Source organism: Sinorhizobium sp. BJ1, assembly GCF_002531555.1.
Classification (GTDB): Bacteria; Pseudomonadota; Alphaproteobacteria; order Rhizobiales; family Rhizobiaceae; genus Sinorhizobium; species Sinorhizobium fredii_B.
Genome location: NZ_NWTH01000008.1, coordinates 1 through 24,133 on the forward strand (window position 1 = coordinate 1; position 24,133 = coordinate 24,133).

Annotated in this window: 22 protein-coding genes; 8 read left to right on the forward strand and 14 right to left on the reverse strand. The window is 64.3% G+C overall.

What is annotated here, in order from left to right:
• Positions 1-46: 46 nt before the first annotated feature.
• From CO676_RS13250 to phnG, 3 genes are read right to left on the reverse strand one after another with little or no spacing between them, the layout of a single operon-like run.
• A complete protein-coding gene (locus CO676_RS13250; RefSeq protein ID WP_097521390.1) occupies positions 47-1,153 on the reverse strand; it encodes a carbon-phosphorus lyase complex subunit PhnI in 1,107 nt (368 codons plus the stop codon).
• Positions 1,154-1,157: 4 nt separating this feature from the next.
• A complete protein-coding gene (gene phnH / locus CO676_RS13255) occupies positions 1,158-1,760 on the reverse strand; it encodes a phosphonate C-P lyase system protein PhnH (protein ID WP_097521391.1) in 603 nt (200 codons plus the stop codon).
• Positions 1,760-2,230, reverse strand: coding sequence for a phosphonate C-P lyase system protein PhnG (gene phnG, locus CO676_RS13260; protein WP_097521392.1), 471 nt, complete (start codon positions 2,228-2,230; stop codon positions 1,760-1,762). The genes phnH and phnG overlap by 1 nt, the downstream gene beginning before the upstream one ends.
• 88 nt (positions 2,231-2,318) lie before the next feature.
• Here phnG and phnF point away from each other — a divergent pair, with 88 nt between their 5' ends.
• Positions 2,319-3,065, forward strand: coding sequence for a phosphonate metabolism transcriptional regulator PhnF (gene phnF, locus CO676_RS13265; RefSeq protein ID WP_097521577.1), 747 nt, complete (start codon positions 2,319-2,321; stop codon positions 3,063-3,065).
• Here the strand turns inward: phnF and CO676_RS13270 are convergent.
• Positions 3,062-3,463, reverse strand: a complete 402-nt coding sequence (locus tag CO676_RS13270; RefSeq protein ID WP_245424309.1) for a DUF1905 domain-containing protein — start codon at positions 3,461-3,463, stop codon at positions 3,062-3,064. The two genes, phnF and CO676_RS13270, sit on opposite strands and share 4 nt — an antisense overlap.
• 26 nt (positions 3,464-3,489) lie before the next feature.
• Here CO676_RS13270 and CO676_RS13275 point away from each other — a divergent pair, with 26 nt between their 5' ends.
• The gene (locus CO676_RS13275; protein ID WP_014762338.1) at positions 3,490-4,884 is read left to right on the forward strand and encodes a selenium-binding family protein; all 1,395 of its coding nucleotides are present in this window, start codon (positions 3,490-3,492) and stop codon (positions 4,882-4,884) included.
• 28 nt (positions 4,885-4,912) lie between these two features.
• Positions 4,913-5,530 (forward strand): hypothetical protein, encoded by a 618-nt coding sequence (locus tag CO676_RS13280; RefSeq protein WP_097521578.1) that lies wholly within the window; start codon positions 4,913-4,915, stop codon positions 5,528-5,530.
• A gap of 9 nt (positions 5,531-5,539) precedes the next feature.
• Here the strand turns inward: CO676_RS13280 and CO676_RS13285 are convergent, their stop codons facing one another.
• The 8 genes from CO676_RS13285 to CO676_RS13325 all read right to left on the reverse strand — a co-directional run bounded on the left by CO676_RS13285 (position 5,540) and on the right by CO676_RS13325 (position 15,454).
• Positions 5,540-6,226 carry a glutathione S-transferase family protein gene (locus tag CO676_RS13285; RefSeq protein ID WP_097521393.1) on the reverse strand — a complete coding sequence of 229 codons (687 nt, stop codon included), beginning with the start codon at positions 6,224-6,226 and terminating at the stop codon, positions 5,540-5,542.
• A gap of 48 nt (positions 6,227-6,274) precedes the next feature.
• The gene (locus CO676_RS13290; RefSeq protein WP_097521579.1) at positions 6,275-6,865 is read right to left on the reverse strand and encodes a VOC family protein; all 591 of its coding nucleotides are present in this window, start codon (positions 6,863-6,865) and stop codon (positions 6,275-6,277) included.
• A gap of 53 nt (positions 6,866-6,918) precedes the next feature.
• Complete coding sequence (locus tag CO676_RS13295; protein WP_179875480.1) at positions 6,919-8,229, reverse strand: AMP-binding protein; 1,311 nt, start codon at positions 8,227-8,229, stop codon at positions 6,919-6,921.
• Between the two features lie 2 nt (positions 8,230-8,231).
• On the reverse strand, positions 8,232-9,023 hold the full coding sequence (locus tag CO676_RS13300; RefSeq protein WP_097521394.1) for a citryl-CoA lyase: 792 nt from the start codon (positions 9,021-9,023) through the stop codon (positions 8,232-8,234).
• Positions 9,024-9,197: 174 nt separating this feature from the next.
• On the reverse strand, positions 9,198-11,336 hold the full coding sequence (gene scpA / locus CO676_RS13305; RefSeq protein WP_097521395.1) for a methylmalonyl-CoA mutase: 2,139 nt from the start codon (positions 11,334-11,336) through the stop codon (positions 9,198-9,200).
• Between the two features lie 259 nt (positions 11,337-11,595).
• The gene (locus tag CO676_RS13315) at positions 11,596-13,599 is read right to left on the reverse strand and encodes an acetyl/propionyl/methylcrotonyl-CoA carboxylase subunit alpha (protein ID WP_179875481.1); all 2,004 of its coding nucleotides are present in this window, start codon (positions 13,597-13,599) and stop codon (positions 11,596-11,598) included.
• Between the two features lie 29 nt (positions 13,600-13,628).
• The gene (locus CO676_RS13320; protein WP_097521581.1) at positions 13,629-13,913 is read right to left on the reverse strand and encodes a hypothetical protein; all 285 of its coding nucleotides are present in this window, start codon (positions 13,911-13,913) and stop codon (positions 13,629-13,631) included.
• Positions 13,914-13,921: 8 nt separating this feature from the next.
• Positions 13,922-15,454 (reverse strand): acyl-CoA carboxylase subunit beta, encoded by a 1,533-nt coding sequence (locus tag CO676_RS13325; RefSeq protein ID WP_097521398.1) that lies wholly within the window; start codon positions 15,452-15,454, stop codon positions 13,922-13,924.
• Positions 15,455-15,699: 245 nt separating this feature from the next.
• Here CO676_RS13325 and CO676_RS13330 point away from each other — a divergent pair, with 245 nt between their 5' ends.
• The 4 genes from CO676_RS13330 (at position 15,700) to mmsB (ending at position 20,426) form a co-directional block, all read left to right on the forward strand.
• Positions 15,700-17,118, forward strand: coding sequence for an XRE family transcriptional regulator (locus CO676_RS13330; RefSeq protein ID WP_097521399.1), 1,419 nt, complete (start codon positions 15,700-15,702; stop codon positions 17,116-17,118).
• 127 nt (positions 17,119-17,245) lie between these two features.
• Positions 17,246-18,388, forward strand: a complete 1,143-nt coding sequence (locus tag CO676_RS13335; protein WP_179875482.1) for an isobutyryl-CoA dehydrogenase — start codon at positions 17,246-17,248, stop codon at positions 18,386-18,388.
• Positions 18,389-18,400: 12 nt separating this feature from the next.
• Positions 18,401-19,468, forward strand: a complete 1,068-nt coding sequence (locus CO676_RS13340; protein WP_097521401.1) for an enoyl-CoA hydratase/isomerase family protein — start codon at positions 18,401-18,403, stop codon at positions 19,466-19,468.
• A 61-nt stretch (positions 19,469-19,529) separates the two neighbouring features.
• Complete coding sequence (mmsB, locus tag CO676_RS13345; protein ID WP_014762325.1) at positions 19,530-20,426, forward strand: 3-hydroxyisobutyrate dehydrogenase; 897 nt, start codon at positions 19,530-19,532, stop codon at positions 20,424-20,426.
• 320 nt (positions 20,427-20,746) lie between these two features.
• On the opposite strand, the gene CO676_RS13350 is transcribed toward mmsB, so the two are convergent.
• Both CO676_RS13350 and CO676_RS13355 read right to left on the reverse strand, forming a co-directional pair.
• The gene (locus CO676_RS13350; protein WP_014762324.1) at positions 20,747-21,496 is read right to left on the reverse strand and encodes an SDR family oxidoreductase; all 750 of its coding nucleotides are present in this window, start codon (positions 21,494-21,496) and stop codon (positions 20,747-20,749) included.
• Positions 21,497-21,659: 163 nt separating this feature from the next.
• A complete protein-coding gene (locus CO676_RS13355) occupies positions 21,660-22,409 on the reverse strand; it encodes a carbonic anhydrase (RefSeq protein ID WP_097521402.1) in 750 nt (249 codons plus the stop codon).
• A 417-nt stretch (positions 22,410-22,826) separates the two neighbouring features.
• Between CO676_RS13355 and CO676_RS13360 the strand changes: the two genes are divergently transcribed.
• Positions 22,827-23,909: a substrate-binding domain-containing protein gene (locus CO676_RS13360; protein WP_097521403.1), complete on the forward strand. Its 1,083-nt coding sequence runs from the start codon at positions 22,827-22,829 to the stop codon at positions 23,907-23,909.
• Positions 23,910-24,133: the final 224 nt, after the last annotated feature.

The following is a 24,133-nucleotide window of genomic DNA, read 5'->3' on the forward strand; positions in this document are numbered from 1 at the left end:
CCAGACAGGCATTCGATCCCAACCGAAAAGCGGCTTGACTTTTCCATTACTCAGCGGCCTCCTTCATGCCGTCCCCGCCGCCGACGCGGGCGGCTTCATATTCGCGGCGCATGCGCCTGACCAGGTCGAGCTCGGCTTGGAAGTCGACATAATGCGGCAGCTTCAGGTGCTCGACGAAGCCGGTCGCCTGGACGTTGTCGGCGTGCGAGATGACGAATTCCTGGTCCTGTGCCGGGGCGACGATGTCCTCGCTGAACTCGTCCGTCCTGAGCGCCCGGTCGACGAGCGACATCGACATGGCTTTCCGCTCGCTCTGGCCGAAGACGAGGCCGTAGCCGCGGGTGAACTGCGGCGGCTGCTTGGCCGAACCCTTGAACTGGTTGACCATCTGACATTCGGTGACACGGATGACCCCAAGCGAAACGGCAAAACCCAATTCCGGCAGATCGAGTTCCACCTCGACCTCGCCGATCCGCACCTCGCCGACGAAGGGATGTGTGCGGCCGTAACCGCGCTGGGTGGAATAGGCAAGCGCCAGCAGGAAACCTTCGTCGCCGCGGGCAAGCGCCTGCAGGCGCAGGTCGCGCGGCATCGGGAACTCCATCGGCTCGCGTGTCAGGTCGCCGGCCATGTGACCGTACGGCATCTCTCCGTCGCCTTCGATCAGACCCTCGCCATCGAGAATGTCCGAGACGCGCATGACGTGTTCGCCGGGCTCCTTCACGGCCGGTGCCGCGACCGGCTCTTCACCGATCAGCGATGGATCGAGCAGGCGGTGGGTATAGTCGAAGGTGGGGCCAAGAAGCTGGCCGCCGGGCAGATCCTTGTAGGTCGCCGAGACGCGCCGTTCGACCTTCATGTTCGCGGTGTCGACCGGCTCGGAATAGCCGAAGCGGGGCAGCGTCGTGCGGTAGGCGCGCAGGATGAAGATCGCCTCGATCATATCGCCGCGGGCCTGGCGCACGGCAAGAGCCGCAAGGGCGCGGTCGTAGAGCGAGGCTTCGGCCATGACGCGGTCGACGGCAAGGCCGAGTTGCTCGACCACCTGCTCGATGGTGATCGACGGCAGCGACCGGTCGCCGCGGCGGCGGTCGGCAAGCAGGCGGTGGGCGTTGGCAATGGCGGCTTCCCCGCCTTTGACGGCTACGTACATGCTCTTACTCCCGCTCGAGTTTGGCCGTGCGCGGCAGGCAGAGCACCGCGTCCTCCGCCGTCAGGATCAAGTCGATGCCGCGCGGGAAGATCGCCCGGTTGGCAGTCCAGAAATCGAGAAAGACGTCCGGCAGCCCAATTGGCGCGACGACTGTCTCCGTCTTGATACCCGGTCCACGGGCGACCAGCGGCGCACCGCCAGTCAGTGCCTCGACCTCGACGACCAGCGTCGTCGAGCGGTCGGGATATTCCTGCGTGCCGAGGGCGAACTGGTCGAAGCCAGGGACCGCTGCCCCCTTCTCGACGAAGGCGAAGTGCGCCTCGTCCTTGGCCTCGGCTATGCCTGCGCCGGTATGGAAGGCGATCCACTGCGGGACGGCGGATTTGGTGAGCGCCGGCGAGAGCCAGACAGGGGTGTCGTGGTCGCAGAGCGTCAGTGCCACCGCGCCGCTCGCGTTACCAAGAGGCGAGGGCGGTAAGGCCGAAGCCGGCAGGCGGCCGAGGCTGCCCGGTCGGGCAAAACTGTCCATCAGCGAGCGGAAGACGGATTGCGCCGCGAATACCGGGTCGGCGAAGGCGCCGGCGTAGATTTGCGAATGTGGGGTCATCAATCCTCTCCCCGCACCATGGTGAAAAAGTCCACACGGGTCGCCGCCGTTTCCTCGGCTTTCTGTCGGTCTTCGACCTCGAGACGGGCGGCGATCAGCCGGTGCAGCGCTTCGACCGCCGGGCGGCGAGCCTCGTTCTGAAGGAGTGCGTCGAAGATTGCCGCATAGCGGGCGTGCTCCTTGTCGGTGCCGAGCAGTTGGCCGTGGCCGACCTCGCCGGTCGAAAGCCGAATCGTGGCGCGCGACACCGTCGCCTCGCCGAGATTGAAGGGATCGCCGCCGCCGCCAATGCGGCCGCGCACCATGACGAGCCCCGTCTCCGGGCCGCGCACCGGCGCCACCTCCGGCTTGTCGGAGATCGCCTGCCAGGCGGCGGACAATTCCGCAAGAGTGGCGCGGGCCAGAAGCCGCATCCCTTCCTTGCGATCCGCGGCTTCCGGCGGGGTATCATGTTTCTGCTTCGCGTCCATTCGCTTCACCTAAAATGTCTATTGATCTAGACAACTATACATCTTATACCATTCCCTAGCGTTCGGAAATGACAGGCTTGTGACATCGGTGGCAAAAGTGGCAGTCAGAAAGACGGTCGAGCGGCAGACGGGCGTAGCGCTCTGGAGGCAGATCGCCGACCGCATACGGCTGGCAATCAGCACTGGCGACTACGACGCGATAGGCATGGTGCCGCCCGAGACGGCACTGGCGCAGGAGTTCGGCGTCAACCGCCACACGGTGCGCACCGCGCTGGCGGCGCTTGCCGACGAGGGCTTGGTGCGTGCCGTGCAGGGCCGCGGCACGCTGATCGAGCGCAAGGAGAGGGTCACCTATCCGATCTCCCGCCGCACCCGCTTCTCGCAGGGGCTTGGTCGGCAGGTAAAGGAAATCGGCACCCGCCTCTTGGCGCACGGCCAGGTGCCGGCGAGTGGCGAGATTGCTGCGGCGCTTGGCCTTTCACCCGGCACGCCGCTCGTCGAATTGCGTACCGTCAGCAGCGGCGACGGCCGCCCGCTCTCGGTGTCGATCAGTTATTTTCCCGCAGATCGTTTCCCCCGGATGGCCGAGGAATATGCCCGCCTCGGCTCCGTCACCAAGGCCTTCGCCGCCCAGGGGCTCAGCGACTATGTCCGCGCCTCGACGGAGATCGTCGCGCGGCACGCCGATGCAGACGAACTTGCGCTGCTCCAGCTTTCACCGGGAGCGATCGTCCTGGAAGCCCGTTCGGTCAACGCCGACCTCGACGGTCGGCCGGTCGAATACGCCCGTAGCCGCTTTGCCGCCGACCGGATGAAGCTCCGGATCGAGACTTAAGCGTCGTCCAACGACAGCTTGATCCGAATGGATTGGCCGGCGGCCAGTTTCTCTTTCTGCCGAACCTCCGCCTTCACCGGCAGGAGAAAGGAACCCGAGGCCTTGTCCGGGAAGATCGACGTCGTCCATTCGGTCCTGCCCGTACTAACGTTCACAGCTTCGCTCCGCCATCCGCGCTTTTTCGGTTCGGCCAAGAACTTGATCTGCCCGGCAATGTCTGCCGGCAGCGTGACGAAATGCCAGCCGCCCTTGCCCGGATAGAGCCAGAGCTCCGCGTCGAATTCGAATTCTTCCATCTGTCTTGCTTTGCCTCCGCTCACCGCGATCCCAAGTAAGGCAAAGACGCCGCATTTACGACGACTTTCTGCCGCATCTACTAAGCTTGCATCAGGATCCATGCATTGTCTCCCTGGGGAGAAACGAAATGACGACGTGGCGACCCGATCCCTCCTTCTATCCATCTCCGCGCATGGCCGCAAAGGCGCCGAAAGAGACGCTTGCCTATGTCGCCGCCTTCGATCCCGAGCGGCAACGACCGGACGCGATCGCCGTCGTCGACGTCGACCCGGCATCGTCGAGCTATTCTCAGATCGTCGGGCAGGTGGACATGCCGAATGTCGGCGACGAGCTTCACCATTTCGGCTGGAATGCCTGCTCGTCCTGCCTGTGTCCGAACGCGCCGCATCCGCATGTCGAGCGCCGCTATCTCGTCGTGCCGGGCTTGAGATCGTCGCGGCTGCACATCATCGATACAAAGCCCGATCCTCGGAACCCGCAGATCGTCCGCGTCATCGAGCCGGCGGAGATCGCCGAACGGGCCAATTATTCGCGGCTGCATACGACCCATTGCGGGCCCGAGGGCATCTACGTCAATGCGCTCGCGGATCGAGACGGCAAGGCGCCCGGCGGCATCTTCCTGCTCGACCACGACAGTTTCGACGTGCTTGGGCAATGGGAAATGGACCGCGGTCCGCAGAAGCTCGCCTATGACTTCTGGTGGCATCTCGGTCACGACACGCTGATCACCAGCGAATGGGGGACGCCCGATACCTTCGAGAATGGTCTCGTTCCGGAAGTGCTTCTCGGCTCGCAGTACGGCCGCAGGCTGCATTTCTGGGATTTGCATACGCGCAAGCACCTGCAGGAGATCGATTTCGGCGAGGAGCATCAGCTCGTCTTCGAATTGCGCCCGGCCCATGATCCGACCAAGGCCTACGGCTTCGTCGGCTGCGTCATCAGCCTCAAGGACCTCTCCGCGTCGATCTGGACCTGGTATCGCGAGGGCAACCAGTGGGCCGTCAAGAAAGTGATCGAAATCCCGGCGGAGCCCGCCGATCCGGATCTTCTGCCACCCGTGCTCAAGGGCTTCAATGCGGTCGCGCCGCTGGTGACCGATATCGATCTCTCGATGGATGACCGTTTCCTCTACGTGTCATGCTGGGGCACCGGCGACATGATCCAGTACGATGTTTCCGATCCTCTTGCGCCGAAAGAGACCGGCCGGGTGCGGATCGGCGGGATCGTCTCGCGCTCAACCCACCCGAAGGCATCGAACGGCGCCCTGAACGGTGGACCGCAGATGGTGGAGATCAGCCGCGACGGCAAGCGGGTCTATTTCACCAATTCGCTCTACGGCGCCATCGATCCGCAATTCTATCCGGAGGGTATCGACGGCTGGATGGTGAAACTGGATGTCGGCGACAATGGCGGCATTTCCTTCGACGACGCCTTCTTCGTGGATTGGCCAAAGGGCCACCGCCCGCATCAGGTTCGGCTCGAAGGTGGCGACTGCTCCTCCGATTCCTACTGCTATCCCTGAGGAGCAGAACTATGTCCCGCCGGAGTGGATAATGGATTTCTGGCCCTGGCTATCCTTGGCCGGTCTCGGGGCGTTTCACGGCGCCAACCCGGCGATGGGCTGGCTTTTCGCCGTGGCGCTCGGGCTGCATCGGCAAAGTGCGCGGACCGTTTGGCTGTCTCTTCTGCCGATCGCCGTCGGCCATGCCGCGTCCATCGCGACGGTGCTCGCGGTGATGGTCGCATTCGGGGCAGTCATGGATCTGCGCAGCCTGCAGCTTGTCGCCGCCGCCTTCATCCTGGCTTTCACCGGCTATCTGGCAATCTACGGACACCGCCACCGCGTCAGGGTCGGCATGCGCGCCGGCATGGCCGGGCTTGCGGCCTGGTCCTTCCTGATGGCGACGAGCCATGGCGCCGGACTGATGCTGGTGCCCTCGGTCCTGAGCCTGTGCCTTGCGGATCAGGCCGGCATGGCCGGCTCGCTTTCCGTTTCGCTTGCGGCCGTGGCGGTCCATACAGGCGCCATGCTCACCGTGATCGCGGCAATTGCCTTGGTCGTCTTTAGCTGGCTCGGCCTCGCCGGCTTGCGCTCCGCATGGATCAATTTCGATCGCCTCTGGACACTGGCGCTCGGCGCAACCGGCATAATCCTCCTCGTCTGGTGAAGTGCATACCTACAATGACTTTACATAGTCGATATAGCCGCGGACGTCGGCGGCCGGCTCGCTGTAAGCTTCGCCAAGCGACTTTTCCATCGCCGATACATAAGTCTTCGCCCAGTCCGGCAGAGCGTAATCGATCGCCGCCAGGAACTCGAGCGTTGAGGCAAGCCTTATATCCGCGATCGACGGCCTGTCGCCGCCGATGAACGGCTTGTCGCCCATATAGAAGACGCGGAAAACCTCGAGCGGTTCGGCGAGCGCCTCCGCGGCGGCCGTGCGTGCCCGTTCCTTGGTTTCGGCGTCCGCGTCGCTGAAGCCGACTTCGCCCGGATATTGGGGGAAATTCAGAGCCGGGTAGGTCGCCCGTGCGAGATAGGGATAGAAGGTGCCGATCAGGTAGAACATGGCGCTGTCGATCATCGCGCGCGCTTCGGGGTCTTTCGGATAGAACTGGTCGAGCCCGTGCTTGTTGCAGAGATACTGCATGATCGCGCAGCTTTCCCAGAGCGCGCCCTTGGGCAGGTCCGCCGTTTCGATCATCGGCGTCAGGTGCGAAGGCGCCCGCGCCAGATATTCGGCGGAGCGCGTCTGCCCGTAGACATCATGTTCGGTAAAGTCGAGCTTTGCCGCTCTCAGAAACACCCGCACCGTCATGTTGTTGACGCTGGGCTTGATCACGTTGAGCTTTGTCGTTGCCATCTGCGTTCCTCCCTCTGTTTCCGTAGGTTGTATCGAACACTGCCGCGATCATGATGATCCGTATGGGTCCTTCGGTGCGCGGTCAGCCGACAGCGTCGGCCGCGCGCTCTCGACCAGCGCCTCGATCGCATCGGCGAGGTGCACTTCGGCGATGGCGTAGTCGCCGCGCGCCAGCCTGATGCTGTGCGCCTCCATCAGCACATCGGCATGGGTGTGGCCGGCCGGCGGCTCGAAGCGATAGGAGGCGAGTTCGACCAAGAGGCCGAGCGGGTCCTCGAAATAGATCGAGTCCATGAAACCGCGATCTTTCACGCCGCTGTGCTTGATGGTCCGCTCGTCGAGGCGCTCGACGGCCTGGTGGAATGTCGCGCGCGAGACGGCGAAGGCGATGTGGTGGACGCAGCCGATATCCGTCGATGTGCGTTTCGGATCGGGCCTGCGGTTCTCGTCGGTGAAGACGGTGATGAGCCGCCCGTCGCCCGGGTCGAAGTAGAGATGGCTTTCGGACGCCCTGTCGAGGTTCGGCTGCTCGAAAATGAAGGGCATGCCGAGAATGCCCTCCCAGAAGTCGATCGATGTCTGCCGGTCCGCGCCGACAAGCGTGATGTGATGGACCCCCTGCGATTGAAGCTTTCGCATTTGCCAGCCTCCCATTCTTCTTTCCAGCGGGCGGAAAGCCGCTCCGCTGTTCCTTATCCCGATTGATGCTGAACGAGTTTCGACTTGTATTCGCTCCGATTGAGCGTTCCCCAGGGTACGATGTCTATCCGCGTGGAAACGACGAGCACGTCGCGGATGCGCTTCTGGATCCTGGCGGCAAGCTCCGGGGCGCCTTGGCAATCGCTGGCGAGTTCCACCGAAACAGGCAAGGGCGGCTCCTGTCTGGCGCCGGCGGCGGCGGGCGTTATCAGGATGACGCCGCTGACGGTCGGCGCAAACTCGTTCACCACGTCCCGGATAGCTGAAGGAAAGACATTCACGCCACGGACGATCAGCAAGTCGTCCGTCCGGCCGATGCAGCGCACGCGCGGCGCGGTACGCCCGCACCGGCAGGTCGATGTCCAGATCTCGACATGGTCACGCGTGCGAAACCTCAGCATCGGCGCGGCCTGATGGCGAAGATGGGTGAGGACCAGCTCGCCTTTCGCGCCATCTTCAAGGGCGATCGGCGCTTCGGTTTCGGGATCTATCAGTTCCGCATGAACAAAGCCGCGGGCGGCAAGATGCATGCCGCATTGTTCCTCGCATTCGCCCCACAGCGACACACCGATGTCGCCGATGCCCATGGCCTCCGTGACCTTTGCGCCCCATGTTTCTTCAAGGCGCGCCCGCAGTTTCGGCTCGCCGCCGCCGGGTTCGCCGGCGACAAGCAGCCGACGGACGCTTGAGCCTTTGAGATCGAAGCCGCGATCGGCGGCCCATTCGGCGAGATAGGCCGCGTAGGATGGCGTCATCACCGCTGCCGAGGGTTTTAACAGCCGAATGGCGGCCATCAGCCGCTCGGTGTTGCCCGTGCCGACCGGGATATGGCACATGCCCAGCCGGTCGAAGGCGCCGAGCGCTGCGCCGGCAACGAAGGGCCCGGCATTGTAGGTCGAAACGATCGCCTCTCCTTGAGCGATCCCCGAGGCCGAATAGCTGCGGGTGGATGTCGTCACCCAATTGTCGAGATCCTGCGCCGTCAACGGAATATAGCTCGGCGTCCCTGTCGTTCCACTTGTCGAGAAGATGCGGACAATCCGGTCCATCGACGTTGCTACATGCGTCCCCATCGGCTCGGCTTCACTGCAACTCGCCCGGATCTCGCTTTTCTCGGTCAGGGGAAGGTCGGCGATCGCATCAAGTCCGCCGATCTTTTCGGCCGTGTCGAAGCCTGCCTCCCGGAGCTTCAGTTGATAGAAGCGCGAGTGCGCCATGAGGTATGCGACTTGGTTTCGGTAAAGCGCGTCATCCGACCGGATCTGGTCGCGCCAGGGGAGCGTCTCGACATCGGGCTCGAGCATGATCAGCCGCCGCCCTCGTCGTTCTGATAGCTGACTGCCGCTTCCGCATGCGCCGCCAAGGTGAAACCGATGGGGTTTTGCTGTTCCTCGGCGAGGTGGGCGAGAAGACCGCCCGCACGGGCCAGCAACGGCACCGCCTTGATCATCGCAACGGGAAACTCGAGATCCAGAAGCACGGCGGCGATCGGCATCGAAACGTTCATCACCAGGGGCTTTCCCCAAACCTCGGCAGCCACGGCGCGGAGGTCCCGCGCCATGCGCACATGCGGTCCGCTGATGCCGCGCGCGTCGGCGAGCTCGAGAATACGTTCGGCGCGCGGATCGGTCGGGCGATGCACCGGATGGCCGAAGCCCGGCAGCTTGCCGCCGGCCTTGCGGATGTCCTGCAGCATTTCGACCGCGACCGCCTTGGGGTCGTTGCCGGCCGAGACGCGAGCCTGCGCCTGCGCCAGCAGCTTGCCGCATCGCTCCGACGTTCCGACCAGCACAGGGCCGCAGCCGAGCAGTCCTGCCGCCAAGGCGCCCTGCAGCGAGTCCGGTTCGGCGGCGAGCGTCATCCGCGCCGCTTGAACCGTCGGCATCATGCCGTGTTCGGCGATGGCAATGAGCAGCAGATCGAGAAAGTAGCGCTGATTGTCCGTAGGTTCCCGGCCGGTCAGCAGCAGGTAGAAATACTCGGTAAAGCTCAGCCGTCCCATCAGGTCGCGGCAGAGATCTTGGCCGCGCACCTCGACGCTGTCCGCAGTTGCATGGCAAATGCGGGTGATCGCCACTTGGGGTTTGCCGATATGCATGCGTTCCCTCTGGCGGTAGCCTTTGCGGACGCAGTTATCCGCTACAGCGATGATAGTAGTTCAAAACGGGCCGAGGTAAAGCGGGCCAAGTCGGCGGGATCCCGACCGGCGCGTGCAGATCACGGTCCTCGCCTCGCGGCGAGCGCTGCTGGGATTGCCCTGCATCTGTCGTCTTCAAACGTTGCGGCGCTTGCCTTCGATCAGATCGAGCACCGCGCGCGCCGCATCGAGCACGTGGGTTCCGGGGCCGAAGACGGCGGAGACGCCGTTGTCCATCAGATACTGATAGTCCTGCCGCGGAATGACGCCGCCGCAGACGACGATGATGTCTTCGCCACCGCGTCTGTTTAGCGCTTGCGCCAGCTGCGGCATCAGCGTCTTGTGGCCGGCGGCGAGCGAGGAGACGCCGACGACGGTGACCTCCTCGGCGAGCGCCAGCTCGGCCGCCTCGTCCGGCGTCTGGAACAGGGGGCCGGCGACGACGTCGAAGCCGATATCGCCGAAGGCCGAGGCGATCACCTTGGCGCCGCGGTCGTGCCCGTCCTGGCCGAGCTTGGCGACCATGATCTTCGGCTTGTGGCCGAGGCGCTTCGTGACCTCGCCGAGCCGCCCGGAAAGGACGCCAAGCTCCGGGTCGCCCTCATAGGCTTTGCCGTAGATGTCGGTGACGACTTCGGGAATAGCGGTGTAATCGCCGAAGGCCTGCCGCATCGCATCGGAGATTTCGCCGACGGTGGCGCGCGCCCGGGCGGCTTCGACCGCAGCGGCGAGCAGATTGCCCTTGCCGCTCCGCGCCGCCTCGGCGAGCGCGCCCAGCGCCTCCGTCACTTCGCGCGAATCCCGGCGGCGTTTGGTCTCCTCGATCCGCTTGATCTGCGCCGTGCGGACGGCCGAATTGTCGATCTCGAGGATATCGATTGGCTCTTCGTTCTCGAGCCTATACTTGTTGACACCGACGATGACCTCGTCGCCCCGATCGACCGCCGCCTGTCGTCGGGTCGCGGCCTCCTCGATCTGTCGCTTCGGCAGGCCGGCATTGACCGCCTTGGTCATGCCTCCGAGCGCTTCCACCTCCTCGATCAGCGCCCAGGCTTTTTCGGCAAGCTCGTTCGTCAGGCTCTCGACGTAATAGGAGCCGGCCAGCGGATCGACGACCTTCGTCACCCCGGTCTCGTGCTGGAGAATCAACTGCGTGTTGCGGGCGATGCGGGCGGAAAACTCGGTCGGCAGCGCGAGCGCCTCGTCGAAGGAATTGGTGTGCAGCGATTGCGTGCCGCCGAGCACCGCCGACATCGCCTCGAAGGCGGTGCGGATGATGTTGTTATAGGGATCCTGCTCGGCGAGCGACACGCCGGAGGTCTGGCAGTGGGTCCTGAGCATCAGCGACGATGCCTTTTTCGGCTCGAACTCCTTCATGATCCGCGTCCAGAGCAGCCGCGCGGCGCGCAGTTTTGCCGCCTCCATGAAGAAATTCATGCCGATCGCAAAGAAAAAGGACAGCCGCCCGGCGAAGTCGTCGACGTTCAGCCCCTTGGCAAGCGCGGCGCGCACATATTCGCGCCCATCAGCCAGCGTGAAGGCAAGCTCCTGCACCAGCGTCGCGCCGGCCTCCTGCATGTGATAGCCGGAGATCGAGATCGAATTGAACTTCGGCATCTCCTTCGCCGTATATTCGATGATATCGGCGACGATCCGCATCGACGGTTCCGGTGGGTAGATATAGGTGTTGCGGACCATGAACTCCTTGAGGATGTCGTTCTGGATGGTCCCGGATAGCTTGTCGCGGGAGACGCCCTGTTCCTCGCCGGCGACGATGAAGGAGGCGAGGATCGGGATCACCGCGCCGTTCATGGTCATCGATACCGAGATCTTCTCGAGCGGAATGCCGTCGAACAGGATCTTCATGTCCTCGACCGAGTCGATCGCCACGCCCGCCTTGCCGACGTCGCCCTCGACGCGCGGGTGATCGCTGTCATAGCCGCGATGGGTGGCGAGATCGAAGGCAACCGAAACGCCCTGCTGGCCGGCGGCAAGGTTCCTGCGGTAGAAGGCGTTGGATGCTTCCGCCGTCGAGAAGCCGGCATATTGCCGGATCGTCCAGGGCCGGCCGGCATACATGGTGGCGCGGGGACCGCGCAGGAAGGGCTCGAAGCCGGGCAGGGAGTCGAGCGGGCCGATGCCTTCAAGGTCATCGCGCGTGTAGAGCGGCTTGACCTCGATGCCTTCCGGCGTGTGCCAGACGAGGTTTTCGGGGGAGGTTTTCAGCTCCTTCTCGGCGAGGGTTTCCCAGTCCTTGCGGGTCTTGTCAGTCATCGACGCCACTCCATCCATTCGCGTATTTCGTCGGAGTCGGCGGCACCCCTCTCGGCCCTGCCGGGCATCTCCCCGCCAAGGTGGGAGATAGGGGAGGCGCGGTATTGCGCCACTTTAAACTGTTCCGATGCGGCCGACGTTGTCAAATCGAGGAATGGGGTAGCTTGCTTCCTGCCAATCTCCCCCCTCGTGGGGGAGATTGGCAGGGCAGAGGGGGGTATCGACCCCGCAAACGCAATTTCCGCCCGCACCGCCGCCATCACTCGAACTCCATGATCAACTCGTCCACCGCCAAACTCGCGCCGGCGTCAATCGCGACGCGTTTCACCTTGGCGCGCCGCTCCGCGCGCAAGATGTTTTCCATCTTCATCGCCTCGACGACGGCGAGCGACTGGCCGGCCTCGACCGTCTCGCCGGCCTTGACGGAGATCGACGTCACGACGCCGGGCATCGGGCAGAGCAGCATCTTCGAGGTGTCCGGCGGCAGCTTCTTGGGCATCAGCCGGGCAAGCTCGGCGACCCGAGGGCTTCTCACCCGAGCGACCACATCGATGCCGCGCCAGCGCAAGCGGATCCCGGTTCCTGCGAGGTCGACCTTCACCGCCATCGGCTGATTGTCGATGTTGAAGGTGGCGAGGGTGCGGCCGGGTACCCAGTCGGTGGCGACGGAAATCGCCCTTTCATCGGCGAAGCGGACATGGGCGCCGTCGGCCGAGACGCCGGCCGTCACCTGGAATTCGCGCTCGGCAAAGTTCACCACCCACTCCTGGCCGACGACCCGACGATGGTTGCCGATCGTCCCGGAAATCTGGCTGGCGCGTTCCTGCAGGGCCTGGTTGATGACGACCGCTACGGCGGCGAGTTTTATCGCCGATGCCTCGTCCGGCGCGACGCCCCGGAAGCCTTCAGCGAATTCTTCGGCGATATAGGCTGTTGTCAGCCGCCCCTCTCGGAACCGCTGCTGCTGCATCACCGCGGACAAGAAGGGCAGGTTGTGGCCGATGCCCTCGACTTCGAACGCGTCGAGCGCATCCGCCATCGCCTCGACGGCCGTCGCCCGATCCGGTGCCCAACTGCAGAGCTTGGCGATCATCGGGTCGTAATACATCGATATCTCGCCGCCTTCGAACACGCCGGTGTCGTTGCGGATGATCGTGCCGTCGTCCTGCCGGCCCTCCTCGGGCGGGCGGTAGCGCGTCAACCGGCCGATCGACGGCAGGAAGTTGCGGCAGGGGTCCTCCGCATAGAGCCGGCTTTCGATCGCCCAGCCGTCGAGCTTGACGTCGTCCTGACGGAAGGCGAGTTTCTCGCCGGCGGCGATCCGGATCATCTGCTCGACGAGATCGAGGCCGGTGACAAGCTCCGTCACCGGATGCTCGACCTGCAGGCGGGTGTTCATCTCGAGGAAGTAGAAGTTGCGGTCGGCATCGACGATGAATTCGACGGTGCCGGCCGAGTGATAGCCGACGGCCTTGGCGAGCGCGACGGCCTGCTCGCCCATGGCGCGCCGCGTCTTCTTGTCGAGAAACGGCGAGGGCGCCTCCTCGATGACCTTCTGGTTCCGCCGCTGGATCGAGCATTCGCGCTCGCCGAGATAAAGTGTGTTGCCGTGCATGTCGCCGAGCACCTGGATCTCGATATGGCGCGGCTCCGTGACGAATTTCTCGATGAAGATGCGGTCGTCGCCGAAGGAGCTCATCGCCTCGTTCTTCGACGACTGGAAGCCCTCGCGTGCCTCCCGCTCGTTCCAGGCGATCCGCATGCCCTTGCCACCACCGCCGGCCGACGCCTTGATCATCACCGGATAGCCGATGGCCGAGGCGATCCGCACGGCCTCGTCCGCATCGTCGATCAGCCCCATGTGGCCGGGAACGGTCGAGACATCCGCTTCGGCGGCGATCTTCTTCGAGGTGATCTTGTCGCCCATCGCCTTTATCGCGCCAACCGGCGGCCCGATGAAGGTGATGCCTTCCTTCTCCAGCGTCTCGGCAAAGGCGGCGTTTTCGGACAAGAAGCCGTAGCCCGGATGGACGGCATCAGCACCGGTCTTGCGAATTGCCTCGAGGAGCTTGTCGATGACGATGTAGGACTGGCTGGAGGGCGACGGGCCGATATGCACGGCCTCGTCCGCCAGGCGCATATGCATGGCGTCGCGGTCGGCATCCGAATAGACGGCGACGGTCGCAATGCCGAGCTTTTTGGCGGTGCGGATGACGCGGCAGGCGATTTCGCCGCGATTGGCGATGAGGATTTTCTTGAACATACGCTTCTCTTTGAGTTCTTTCTGTCGCGTCATCGCCGGAGTTTTCGCAAATAGGGCAGCAAGCCAATCGTGGCGCCCGCAGCCGCGCCGATAAGGGCGAAGGGCACAACCACCGTCGCAGCGGCACGCAACGGGTCGGTCGAGCGCGCCACCAGGGTTCCGACGGAGCCGACGTCGAGCATCATCAGCGCCCCGGCGGCAATCGCCCCGGCGAGCACGCCGGAGAGGGCAGTCATCACCAAGTGCCGCAGCACCGGCCGGTGATCGCTGTTGGCGGCTTCAGGCATGATCCGAAATGGCGGCTTCGGTCCCATGATTTCCATCACAGCGGAATTGTGTCGTGCTTGCGCCAGCGCGTCTCGAGCTGCTTGTTGCGAAGCGAGGCGAAGGCGCGGGCGATGCGGCGGCGGGAGGAGTGCGGCATGATCACCTCGTCGATAAAGCCGCGCTCGGCGGCGACGAAGGGATTGGCGAAGCGCTCCTCGTATTCCTTGGTGCGGGCGGCGATCTTCTCCGGGTCGCCGAGTTCGGAGCGGTAGAGGATCTCGGTCGCGCCCTTGGCGCCCATTACGGCGATCTCGGCCGTCGGCCAGGCATAGTTGACGTCGGCGCCGATGTGCTTCGAGGCCATGACGTCATAGGCGCCGCCATAGGCCTTGCGGGTGATCAGCGTCACCATCGGCACGGTCGCCTGGCTGTAAGCGAAGAGCAGCTTGGCGCCGTGCTTGATGACGCCGCCATATTCCTGGGCGGTGCCGGGCAGGAAGCCGGGCACGTCGACAAGCGTCAGGATCGGGATCGAGAAGGCGTCGCAGAAGCGCACGAAGCGGGCCGCCTTGCGCGACGAGTCGATGTCCAGGCAGCCGGCGAGCACCATCGGCTGGTTGGCGACGACGCCGACCGTCTGGCCCTCGATGCGGATGAAGCCGGTGATGATGTTGCGGGCGAAATCCGCCTGCAGCTCGAAGAAGTCGCCTTCGTCGGCCACGGCGAGGATCAGTTCCTTCATGTCGTAGGGCTTGGCGGCGCTTTCCGGGATGAGGCTGTCGAGACGCATCTCGAGGCGTGCGGGGTCGTCATGGAAGGACCGGACCGGCGGCTTTTCGCGGTTGTTGAGCGGCAGGAAATCGAAGAGCAGGCGCACCTGTTCGAGCGCCTCGATGTCGTTCTCATAGGCGCCATCGGCGACCGAGGACTTGCTCGTATGGGTGCGGGCGCCGCCAAGCTCTTCCGCCGTGACGATCTCGTTCGTCACCGTCTTCACCACGTCCGGGCCGGTTACGAACATGTAGGAACTGTCACGCACCATGAAGATGAAGTCGGTCATCGCCGGCGAATAGACCGCGCCGCCGGCGCAGGGACCCATGATCACCGAGATCTGCGGGATGACGCCGGATACCTCGGCGTTGCGGCGGAAGACCTCGGCATAGCCGGCAAGCGAGGAGACTCCTTCCTGGATGCGTGCGCCGCCGGAGTCGTTGAGGCCGATCACCGGGGCGCCGTTGCGGGCAGCCATGTCCATGATCTTGCAGATCTTCTGCGCGTGCGTCTCGGAAAGCGAGCCGCCGAGCACGGTGAAGTCCTGCGAAAACACATAGACCTGCCGGCCGTTGATCGTGCCCCAGCCGGTGACGACGCCGTCGCCCGGCACCTTCTGGCTTTCCATGCCGAAGTCGACGCAGCGATGCGTCACATACATGTCGTATTCTTCGAAGGAACCCTCGTCGAGCAGGACGTCGATGCGTTCCCGGGCGGTCAGCTTGCCCTTGCCGTGCTGCGCAGCGACGCGGCGCTCGCCGCCGCCGGCCTTTGCCTCGGCCCGCCGGGCCTCGACTTGTTCAAGTATGGCGCGCATCGCTCTCCTCCCATTTTTTGCTGATTGTGCAGAGGCTTCGGTGCTGCATGTTTCCTTAAATCGTAGCCGATTTAAGGAAAAAAACATGCAGCAATTCAAAAGTGCTACAGCGACCTTTGCGCGTCTGATCAGACGCGCGGCGCTGTAGGATCGCAATAGCGCCGAAGGCCGACTTTCAAAACGGTCGATCATGTGCAAATGTGGAATATAGAATATTGCGATATGTAATTTGCAAAGTTGCGAAGATGGCGATCGGCAAGCTCTATATCGGCCGCAAGGTCAGGGAAGTCAGAGAAGCAAACCGCGCGACGCAGGGACAATTTGCCGAGCGCATCGGCATCTCGACCAGCTACCTCAACCAGATCGAAAACAACCAGCGTCCGGTCTCGGCGGCGGTGCTGCTTGCGCTTGCGGAAAAGTTCCAGATCGACATCGCCGAGCTTTCCACCGGCGAGGGCGACCGGCTGCTCTCGGCCCTCTCGGAGGCGCTGAGCGATCCGCTCTTCGAGACCTATCTGCCGAGCCTGCAGGAGCTGAAGCTCGTCACGCAGAACGCGCCGGGGCTGGCGCATGCGCTGATCAAGTGCCACCAGGCCTATCGCCGCAACAGCGAACAGCTCGCGAGCATTGACGATACGATCGGCCGCGACGCCTCCTTCGTCGAGACGACGCCTTACGAGGAGGTTCGCGACTTCTTCCATTTCGTCGACAACTACATCCACGAAATCGATACGCTGGCCGAGCGGCTGGCGGGCGAGCTCGTCCTCGGGGAGGGCGACAATCACGCCGCACTGACTGGCTATCTCGAACAGCGGCACGGCGTGCGTGTCGTGCGCGGTGCGGTCGGCGACGAGGCGATACGCCGCTTCGATCCGCGCGCCCGGATCCTGACCTTGAACCCCTACGCGCCGGCGCCGACCCGCGACTTCCAGTTGGCGCTGCAGATCGCCCAGCTACACGCCTGCGAGGAAATCGACCGGATTGCCGGCAGCGCCGGCTTCCGCACCGAGGAAGCCCACGAGATCTGTCGCATCGGCCTGCAGAACTATTTCGCCGGCGCGCTCATCCTGCCCTATCAGCCCTTCCTCAAGGCGGCGCGGGAACTCCGCCACGACATCGAGCTCATCGCCGCCCGCTTCGGTGCCTCGCTGGAGCAGGTCTGCCACCGCCTGTCGACGCTGCAGCGGCCCGGGCAGAAGGGCATCCCCATCTTCTTCGCGCGCATCGACCGGGCCGGCAACATCACCAAGCGACACAGTGCCGCCAAGCTGCAATTCGCCCGCTTCGGCGCGGCCTGCCCGCTCTGGAACGTGCACCAGGCCTTCGAGACGCCGGGCCGCATCATCCGCCAGCTCGCCGAGACGCCGGACGGCGTGCGCTATCTCTGTCTCGCGACCCAGATCACCAAGGGCGGCGGCGGTTACCGCGCCGCGCATCCACGCTATGCGCTGGCGCTCGGCTGCGAAATCTCCTACGCCGACGCCTTCGTCTATGCCGACGATATGGACCTCGGCAACCGCGCCGCCTTCGATCCGATCGGCATTTCCTGCCGCATCTGCGAGCGCAGCAATTGCGCCAGCCGCGCCGTGCCGCCGCTGAAACGCAAGCTGATCGTCGACCATGACATGCGCGGCTCTCTGCCGTATCGTCTGAGTGAGAACTAAGCTGCCTCGTTCTCGCGGCCTGTTCGTTTTTGAACAGATACTGTGAGAATTTGCGTCTGTGCCTGTTCGAGATTTGGTGTAACTACAGCGCCACCTCGTCACTATGCGGGTCAGGGAGGACATGCATATGGATTTTCGCCTGTCGGAAGAGCAGGAAGCCATCCGCGCGATGGCGCTCGATTTTGCGCGGGACGAGCTCGCGCCCCATGCCATCGACTGGGACCAGCAGAAGCATTTTCCGGTGGAGACGCTGCGCTCCGCCGCCGCCCTCGGCATGGCGGGCATTTATGTCAGCGACGACGTCGGGGGGACGGGGCTGGCCCGCCTCGACGCTGCGATGATCATCGAGGCGCTGGCGACCGGCTGCCCGGCAATCGCTTCCTTCGTATCGATCCACAACATGTGCGCCGGCATGATCGACCGCTACGGGACGGAAGAGCAGCGCCAGCGGTTACTGCCGCCGCTCCTCACCATGGAGATCCTGGCGAGCTACTGCCTGACCGAGCCGAGTTCCGGCTCGGACGCGGCGGCGCTGAAGACCAAGGCCGTGCGCGACGGCGACGCCTACCTCATCACCGGTCAGAAGCAGTTCATTTCCGGGGCCGGCGAATCCGGCCGCTACATCGTCATGGCCCGCACCGGCGAGGAGGGCCCGAAGGGCATTTCCGCCTTCGTCGTCGACAAGGACATGGCCGGCCTCACCTTCGGAGCCAACGAGAAGAAAATGGGCTGGCATGCCCAGCCGACGCGGGCGGTGATGCTCGACAATGTCCGCGTGCCGGCGGAGAACCGGCTGGGGGCCGAGGGCGAAGGCTTCAGGATCGCCATGGCTGGCCTCGACGGCGGCCGGCTGAACATCGCGGCCGCCTCGCTCGGCGGTGCCCAGGCCGCCTTCGACAAGGCGCTCGCCTATGTCCAGGAGCGCCACGCCTTCGGCAGAGCGATCGGCGAATTCCAGGCGCTGCAGTTCCGGCTTGCCGACATGGCGACCGATCTCGAGATCGCCCGCACCTTCCTCTGGAGGGCGGCCGCAGCGCTCGATGCCGCGGATCCGGAGGCGACCAAGCTCTGCGCCATGGCCAAGCGCTTTGTCACCGACCGCTGCTTCGCCGTCGCCAACGACGCGCTGCAATTGCATGGCGGCTATGGCTATCTCGCCGATTACGGCGTCGAAAAGATTGTCAGGGACCTGAGGGTGCACCAGATACTCGAAGGCACCAACGAGATCATGCGGCTGATCGTGTCGCGCGCCGTCATGGGACGGAAATAGGAAGGGCACTCCATGGAGATGCAGACCGCTCTACCGGACGTCATCGTCGAACGCCAAGGCGCGATCGGCAGGCTCCGGCTCAACCGGCCGCGCGCGCTGAACAGCCTCAACCAGGCAATGATCCGGGCGATCGACGCGGCGCTCACCGAATTCGAGCGCGACCCGTCGATTGCCGCCGTCCTCGTGACGGGCGAGGGCGAGCGTGGCCTTTGCGCCGGCGGCGATATCCGCATGATCTACGAAAGCGGCCGCGAACGGCCCGAGGAAGGGGCGCAATTCTGGCGCGAGGAGTTCATCGTCAACAGCCGCATTGCTGCTTATGGCAAGCCCTATATCGCCATCATGGACGGCATCGTCATGGGCGGCGGCGTCGGTATTTCCTCACATGGCAGCCACCGCATCGTCACCGAGAGAACGCGGTTCGCCATGCCGGAAACGGGGATCGGCTATTTCACCGACGTGGGGGCGACCTGGCTCCTGCCGCGCGCGCCGGGCGAGTTCGGCACCTACCTCGGTCTCACCGGCCGCGATGTCGGTGCTGCGGCGGCTATCTACGCGCGGCTCGCCGACAGCTTCGTCCTGTCCGAGAACGTCGACGCGCTCATAGCGTCGCTTGTCGATCTGCCGCCGTCGGCGACCGCGGAGGATGTTTCCGCGGCGATTCGCGCCGTCTCTGGGGAGGCGCCGGCCTCGGCTCTGCTTGATCATGTTGCGCTCATCGATCGCTGCTTCGCCTACGAGACGGTCGAGGAAATCTTCGCGGCTCTCGAAGAGGACGGCTCGGACTTCGCGCGTGAGACGGTCGAACTCCTCAAGACCCGCTCGGCCATCAGCCTGAAGCTCACCCTGTCGCTGCTGAGAGCCGGACGCGACAGCGCGACGCTGAACGCGTGCCTCGAGCGCGAATATGCGGGCTGCGTCGCCATGCTGTCGAACCCGGACTTTTACGAGGGCGTGCGCGCCGCGGTGATCAACAAGGATCGCAATCCGAAATGGTCGGTCGGGCTTCATGAGGTCACGCCGCAAATGCTCGCGCGCTTCGAACGCTATAACGGCGCGCCGCTTTTTGCCGGCGCCTGAGCACGACGGCGCCTCGGAGCGCGCCCTGGACGCAAGATGTGAGTGGAGGAGGAGAGGCAAGATGACGAAGATCGCCTTTATCGGGCTTGGCAATATGGGCGGCCCGATGGCCGCCAATCTGGTGAAGGCGGGCCACGCAGTCAGCGGCTTCGACCTGTCGGAAGCCTCGCGTAACGCGGCCGCCAAGTCGGGCGTTTCCGTCGCCGGATCGATCTCCCAGGCGGTGCGCGAAACCGAATGCGTCATCACCATGCTGCCGGCGGGATCGCACGTCATCTATGTCTGGGACGAATTGCTCGGCTTCGTCGATCCGGGCACGCTGATCATCGACAGTTCGACGATCGACGTCGAAAGTGCGCGCAAGGTCCACGGCTTCGCCGACAAGGCCGGCTGCCCGTCGCTCGATGCGCCGGTATCCGGCGGTACAGCGGGTGCCGCCGCTGCTACGCTCACCTTCATGGTGGGCGGCAGCGACGGTGCCTTTTCCCGCGGCAAGCACCTGCTCGAAGCGATGGGCAAGAAGATCGTTCATTGCGGCGATGCCGGTGCCGGGCAGGCCGCCAAGATCTGCAACAACATGATACTCGGCGTGTCGATGGCGGCAGTCTGCGAAGCCTTCGTGCTCGCCGAACGCCTCGGCCTGTCGCACCAGGCGCTCTTCGATGTGGCATCCACCTCGTCCGGCCAGTGCTGGTCGCTGACGTCCTATTGCCCGGTGCCAGGCCCCGTGCCGGCCTCGCCGGCCAACAACGACTACAAGCCTGGCTTCATGGCGAGCCTGATGCTCAAGGACCTGATGCTGGCGCAGCAAGCGGCAAGCGCCAGCGGTGCGACGACGCCGATGGGCGCGCAGGCGGCGCAGCTCTACAGCCTCTTCGACAAGCTCGGTCATGGCGGAGAGGATTTCTCCGGCCTGATCCGCATGCTGCGCGGCCATGAGGAGGTCAAGGGCGGGTAGGCGTGCGCTTGCGCGTCCAAAGCGCGTAGGCGGTGTTGATACCCCTCTTCCCTGCCGGGCATCTCTTCCACAAGAGGGAGATTGGCAAGCAGCAACCTCTCGTTCAACAATTGCCCTTCAACCCAACCGCTAGACTTTATGACGTGGCATTTGCGATTTAAGTGTCAAGCGGGGCGGTGCTTCCAGCCGATCTCCCTCTTGTGGGGAGATGCCCGGCAGGGCAGAGGGGGGTGCTGCCCCACGCAGCTCGCAGTTGTTGTTCCGCGATAGCGGGGGTCGCCGCAAACCAACGCATCAGCTCAGGGTTGGTGGGGACGGCCTCACATCTGCACGGTCATGCCCCCATCCACGGTAAGTGTAATGCCGTTGACGAAGCTTGCCGCCGGTGAGGCGAGGAAGACGGCGGCAGGCGCAATCTCCTCGGGGCGTCCCCAGCGTTTCAGCGGAATGCGCACCTCGACGAAGGCCTGGAGTGCCGGGTCGGCGGCGAGATGCGCGTTGGTCTCGGTCGCGAACCAGCCGGGCGCGATGGCGTTGACCGTCAGATTGTCGGCGCCGAGCTCGACCGCAAGCGAGCGCGTCAGCGCCGACAATCCGCCTTTGGCCGCCGTATAGGCCGGGTCGCCGGCCCGGGCGGCGACGGCGGCGATCGACGTGACGAAGATCAGCCGGCCGGCCGTGGAACGCTGCAGATGCGGAAGGGCGGTCCTCGCGACGGCATAGGCCGCGGTCAGATCGGTGTTCAGGAGCTGCGCAAAATCCTCCGGCTCCATCGCATCGGTGCCTCGCCTGTCCCGCTCGCCAACCGCATGAATGAGAATATCGAGCTGGCCGGTCCTCGCGGTCGCCTCGGCGAGGATCGCTCCGACATCCCGGGTGATATCGCCAGGCGCGATGCCGACCGCAACACCGTCGCTGGCAAGCCGCTCGCGCGCCTCTGCGAGACTTTGCCGGTTGCGGCCGTTGATCACCGTCCAGGCGCCGGCCTTGGCGAGCGCCTTTGCCATTTCCAGGCCGAGCCCGCGTCCGCCGCCCGTGACCAGCGCAGTCTTGCCGTTAAGATCGAACATTATGCCCTCGTTGCTGGCTCTTTTCGTCCAGGAGGACATTTGCAGCGAAGGGCGCGTTTCGCAAGCATCGCTGAGGGCGGGAAAGGAAACCACCCCGGCAAGGCAAGCCTGCCGGGGTGGGCCGGCGGCCGTCAGGAGAAGCGACGGCCGCTGAAAGCGCTGATCAGCTGGAGCTCAGAACGTAACGGCGGTTGCCGGCGACAGCCGGCCGTGCATTCATCGAATAGAGCGCTGTAAACTTCTTGATGTCGGCCTGGTCGACCTCGATCGGTTCCATAGCCACCATCCAGTCGACGATCTCGCTGCAGGGCGGTGTGGTGAGCGATCCCTCATAGGCCCAGTATTTGAGCGAGGAAGGAAGGAGGCCCTTCGGGTCGACGGCGTCGAGTGCAACCTCTTCGCCGGCCTCTTGCGGGAACTTCGCCGCGAGGCTCGCGAAGGTCGAATTCGCCACACCGGGGACAAGGAAAACACCGAGTACGCCCAGCGCACCGGTTTCGGCATTCTTGTGGACGAAATGCACTTCCATCGGGAAGCTCTTGCCGTCGACCAGATGCTCGCTCGGCGCGTGGAAATGGTACTGCACCAGATCGTAGGTCTTGTCGCCGCGCTTGAACGTGCCGCCGGCGGCCTTCACCTGGATCGTATGACCGTTGTTGAGGATCGTGCCGCCGCTCTTCCAGTCGGTCGCGAGATCCGGGATGTCGGCCTTGATCGCGCCCGTGATGTCGATCGGCGATTGCTGCGAGCCGGCCGAACAGGCACTGTTCTCCTTGCTCAAGGTGCCCCAATGCTCCGGGCCCTCTTCGCCTTCATAGCTCCAATGCACGCCTTCGGCGGCGTAAGCCGTCTTGACGCACAGCGGGCAAGCGGCAAGCAAGGCCAGGCCCCGGAGGAATTCACGCCGTTCCATTCATATCCCTTTCGAATGATCGCGAGCAGATAGCGCTCGCGGGGACGGGATGTTGTGCTTCTAAACCTGTCCATCAACTGTCCGGAATGGCGGAGTTCAAAAAAGGCTGCGTGAAACGGATATCGCCTGCGGGATTCGCCTGTCCGGGAAAAAACGGCGGAGGGCGGCCCGCTTAGCCGCCCGAAAAGTCGCCATTTACTTGTGCTCGAACTGCGCAGAATATAGGCGAATGGGAGGAAGCCTTCGACGCACCTCTCGACGACTGCGCTCGAACCGCTTTCGCCCGCTGATACTGAGAGCGGGAGGGGGCAAAGTGTACGCGGTTTTTCACCCGTATCCCACTCTAGCCATTGGGAAGCGATCACGCAGGCTCCGGTTGTCAAGACCAGCACTGGCGTGATCCGAGGGAGGAAAGCCATGAGGCGAATTTTGCTCTCCGCGGTCTCCGCCGCGGCGTTATCAGTTGGCGTCACATCTGCATTTGCGCAATCGGGAAGCGTCGAAAAAGCCGTCGGCGGCTACAATTTCGAAGACGCCGCCAAGGAAGCCCCGGAAACTAAAGACTTCCATTCCGCCGACGGTCATCTGACCTTCGCGATCGTGACCCACACGGCCGGCAACGGTTTCTTCGATCCGGTCTATGTCGGGGCGAAGGTTGCCGGCAACATGATCGGCGCCGAGATCCTGCTGCTCGGCTCGGAATCGCCGGTGGACGACCCGGCGCGCGAAATAGAGATCCTCAACCAGATCGTCCGCGATCCGAAAATCGACGGCATCATCATGACGACGCCGCAGGTCGGCGCCTACAACGACATCGTCAAGGCGGCCGAAGCGGCCGGCATACCGGTTGCCACGACGAACTCCTTTGATGAGACGATACTCAACCGCAGCGGCATCAGCCATACCGGCCAGGATGCCTCGGCAGCGGCTATCGGCGGCGAGGCGCTCGCCAAATGCGTGCTCGACAGCGGGAAGACCAGCGGCTCGATCCTGCTGCCGTCATCGACCGCCATGGGCAACATCGAGGTGAACAACCGCGTCACCGCCGCCTTCAATGCGATCGTCAAGACGCTGAAGGACGCCGGCAAGCTCGAAGCCTTCAAGGTCGATGCCGGGCCTGAGAATGTCGGCATCGACACCAACCCGAACGATCCGGTCAGCGCGCTGGTGACGCTCTTCGAATCGCGCGGCGACGTGGTCGGCGCGTTCACGGCCAACAACGTCTTCACGCCGCCGCTCGTCAAGGCGGTGGAGCAGATGGGCTGGACGGGCAAGTTCTGCGCCTTCGGCTTCGACCTCGGCCCGGCACAGCAGGAAGGTATCGCCGCCGGCAACCTGACCGGCTCGCTCGGCCAACAACCTTTCCTGCAGGGCTTCTGGCCGGTCATGCAGCTCTACCTGCAGATCGACCGCGGCATCTCGGCCGCCAACCTCGACACGCGCGCCCAGCTTGTGACGAAGGAGAACGTCGCCAAGGTCGGCAAACGGTTCGAGAACTGAAGGCCGAAATGCAGCGAGAGCGATGATGGCGACCAGCTCTGCCCCCTCTGGCCTGCCGGCACTGAGGATTCGCGGCATGCTCATCGCCCCCACAGAAAGGTTTGGCGACGCAGAGCGTGTCGGGCATTGGGCGTCGCCACACGCATTCTCCCCCCGTGTGGGGGAGATGGCCGGCAGGCCAGAGGGGGTAGGGCGTCCGCTTCCGCCACGAACCGATCGGACTC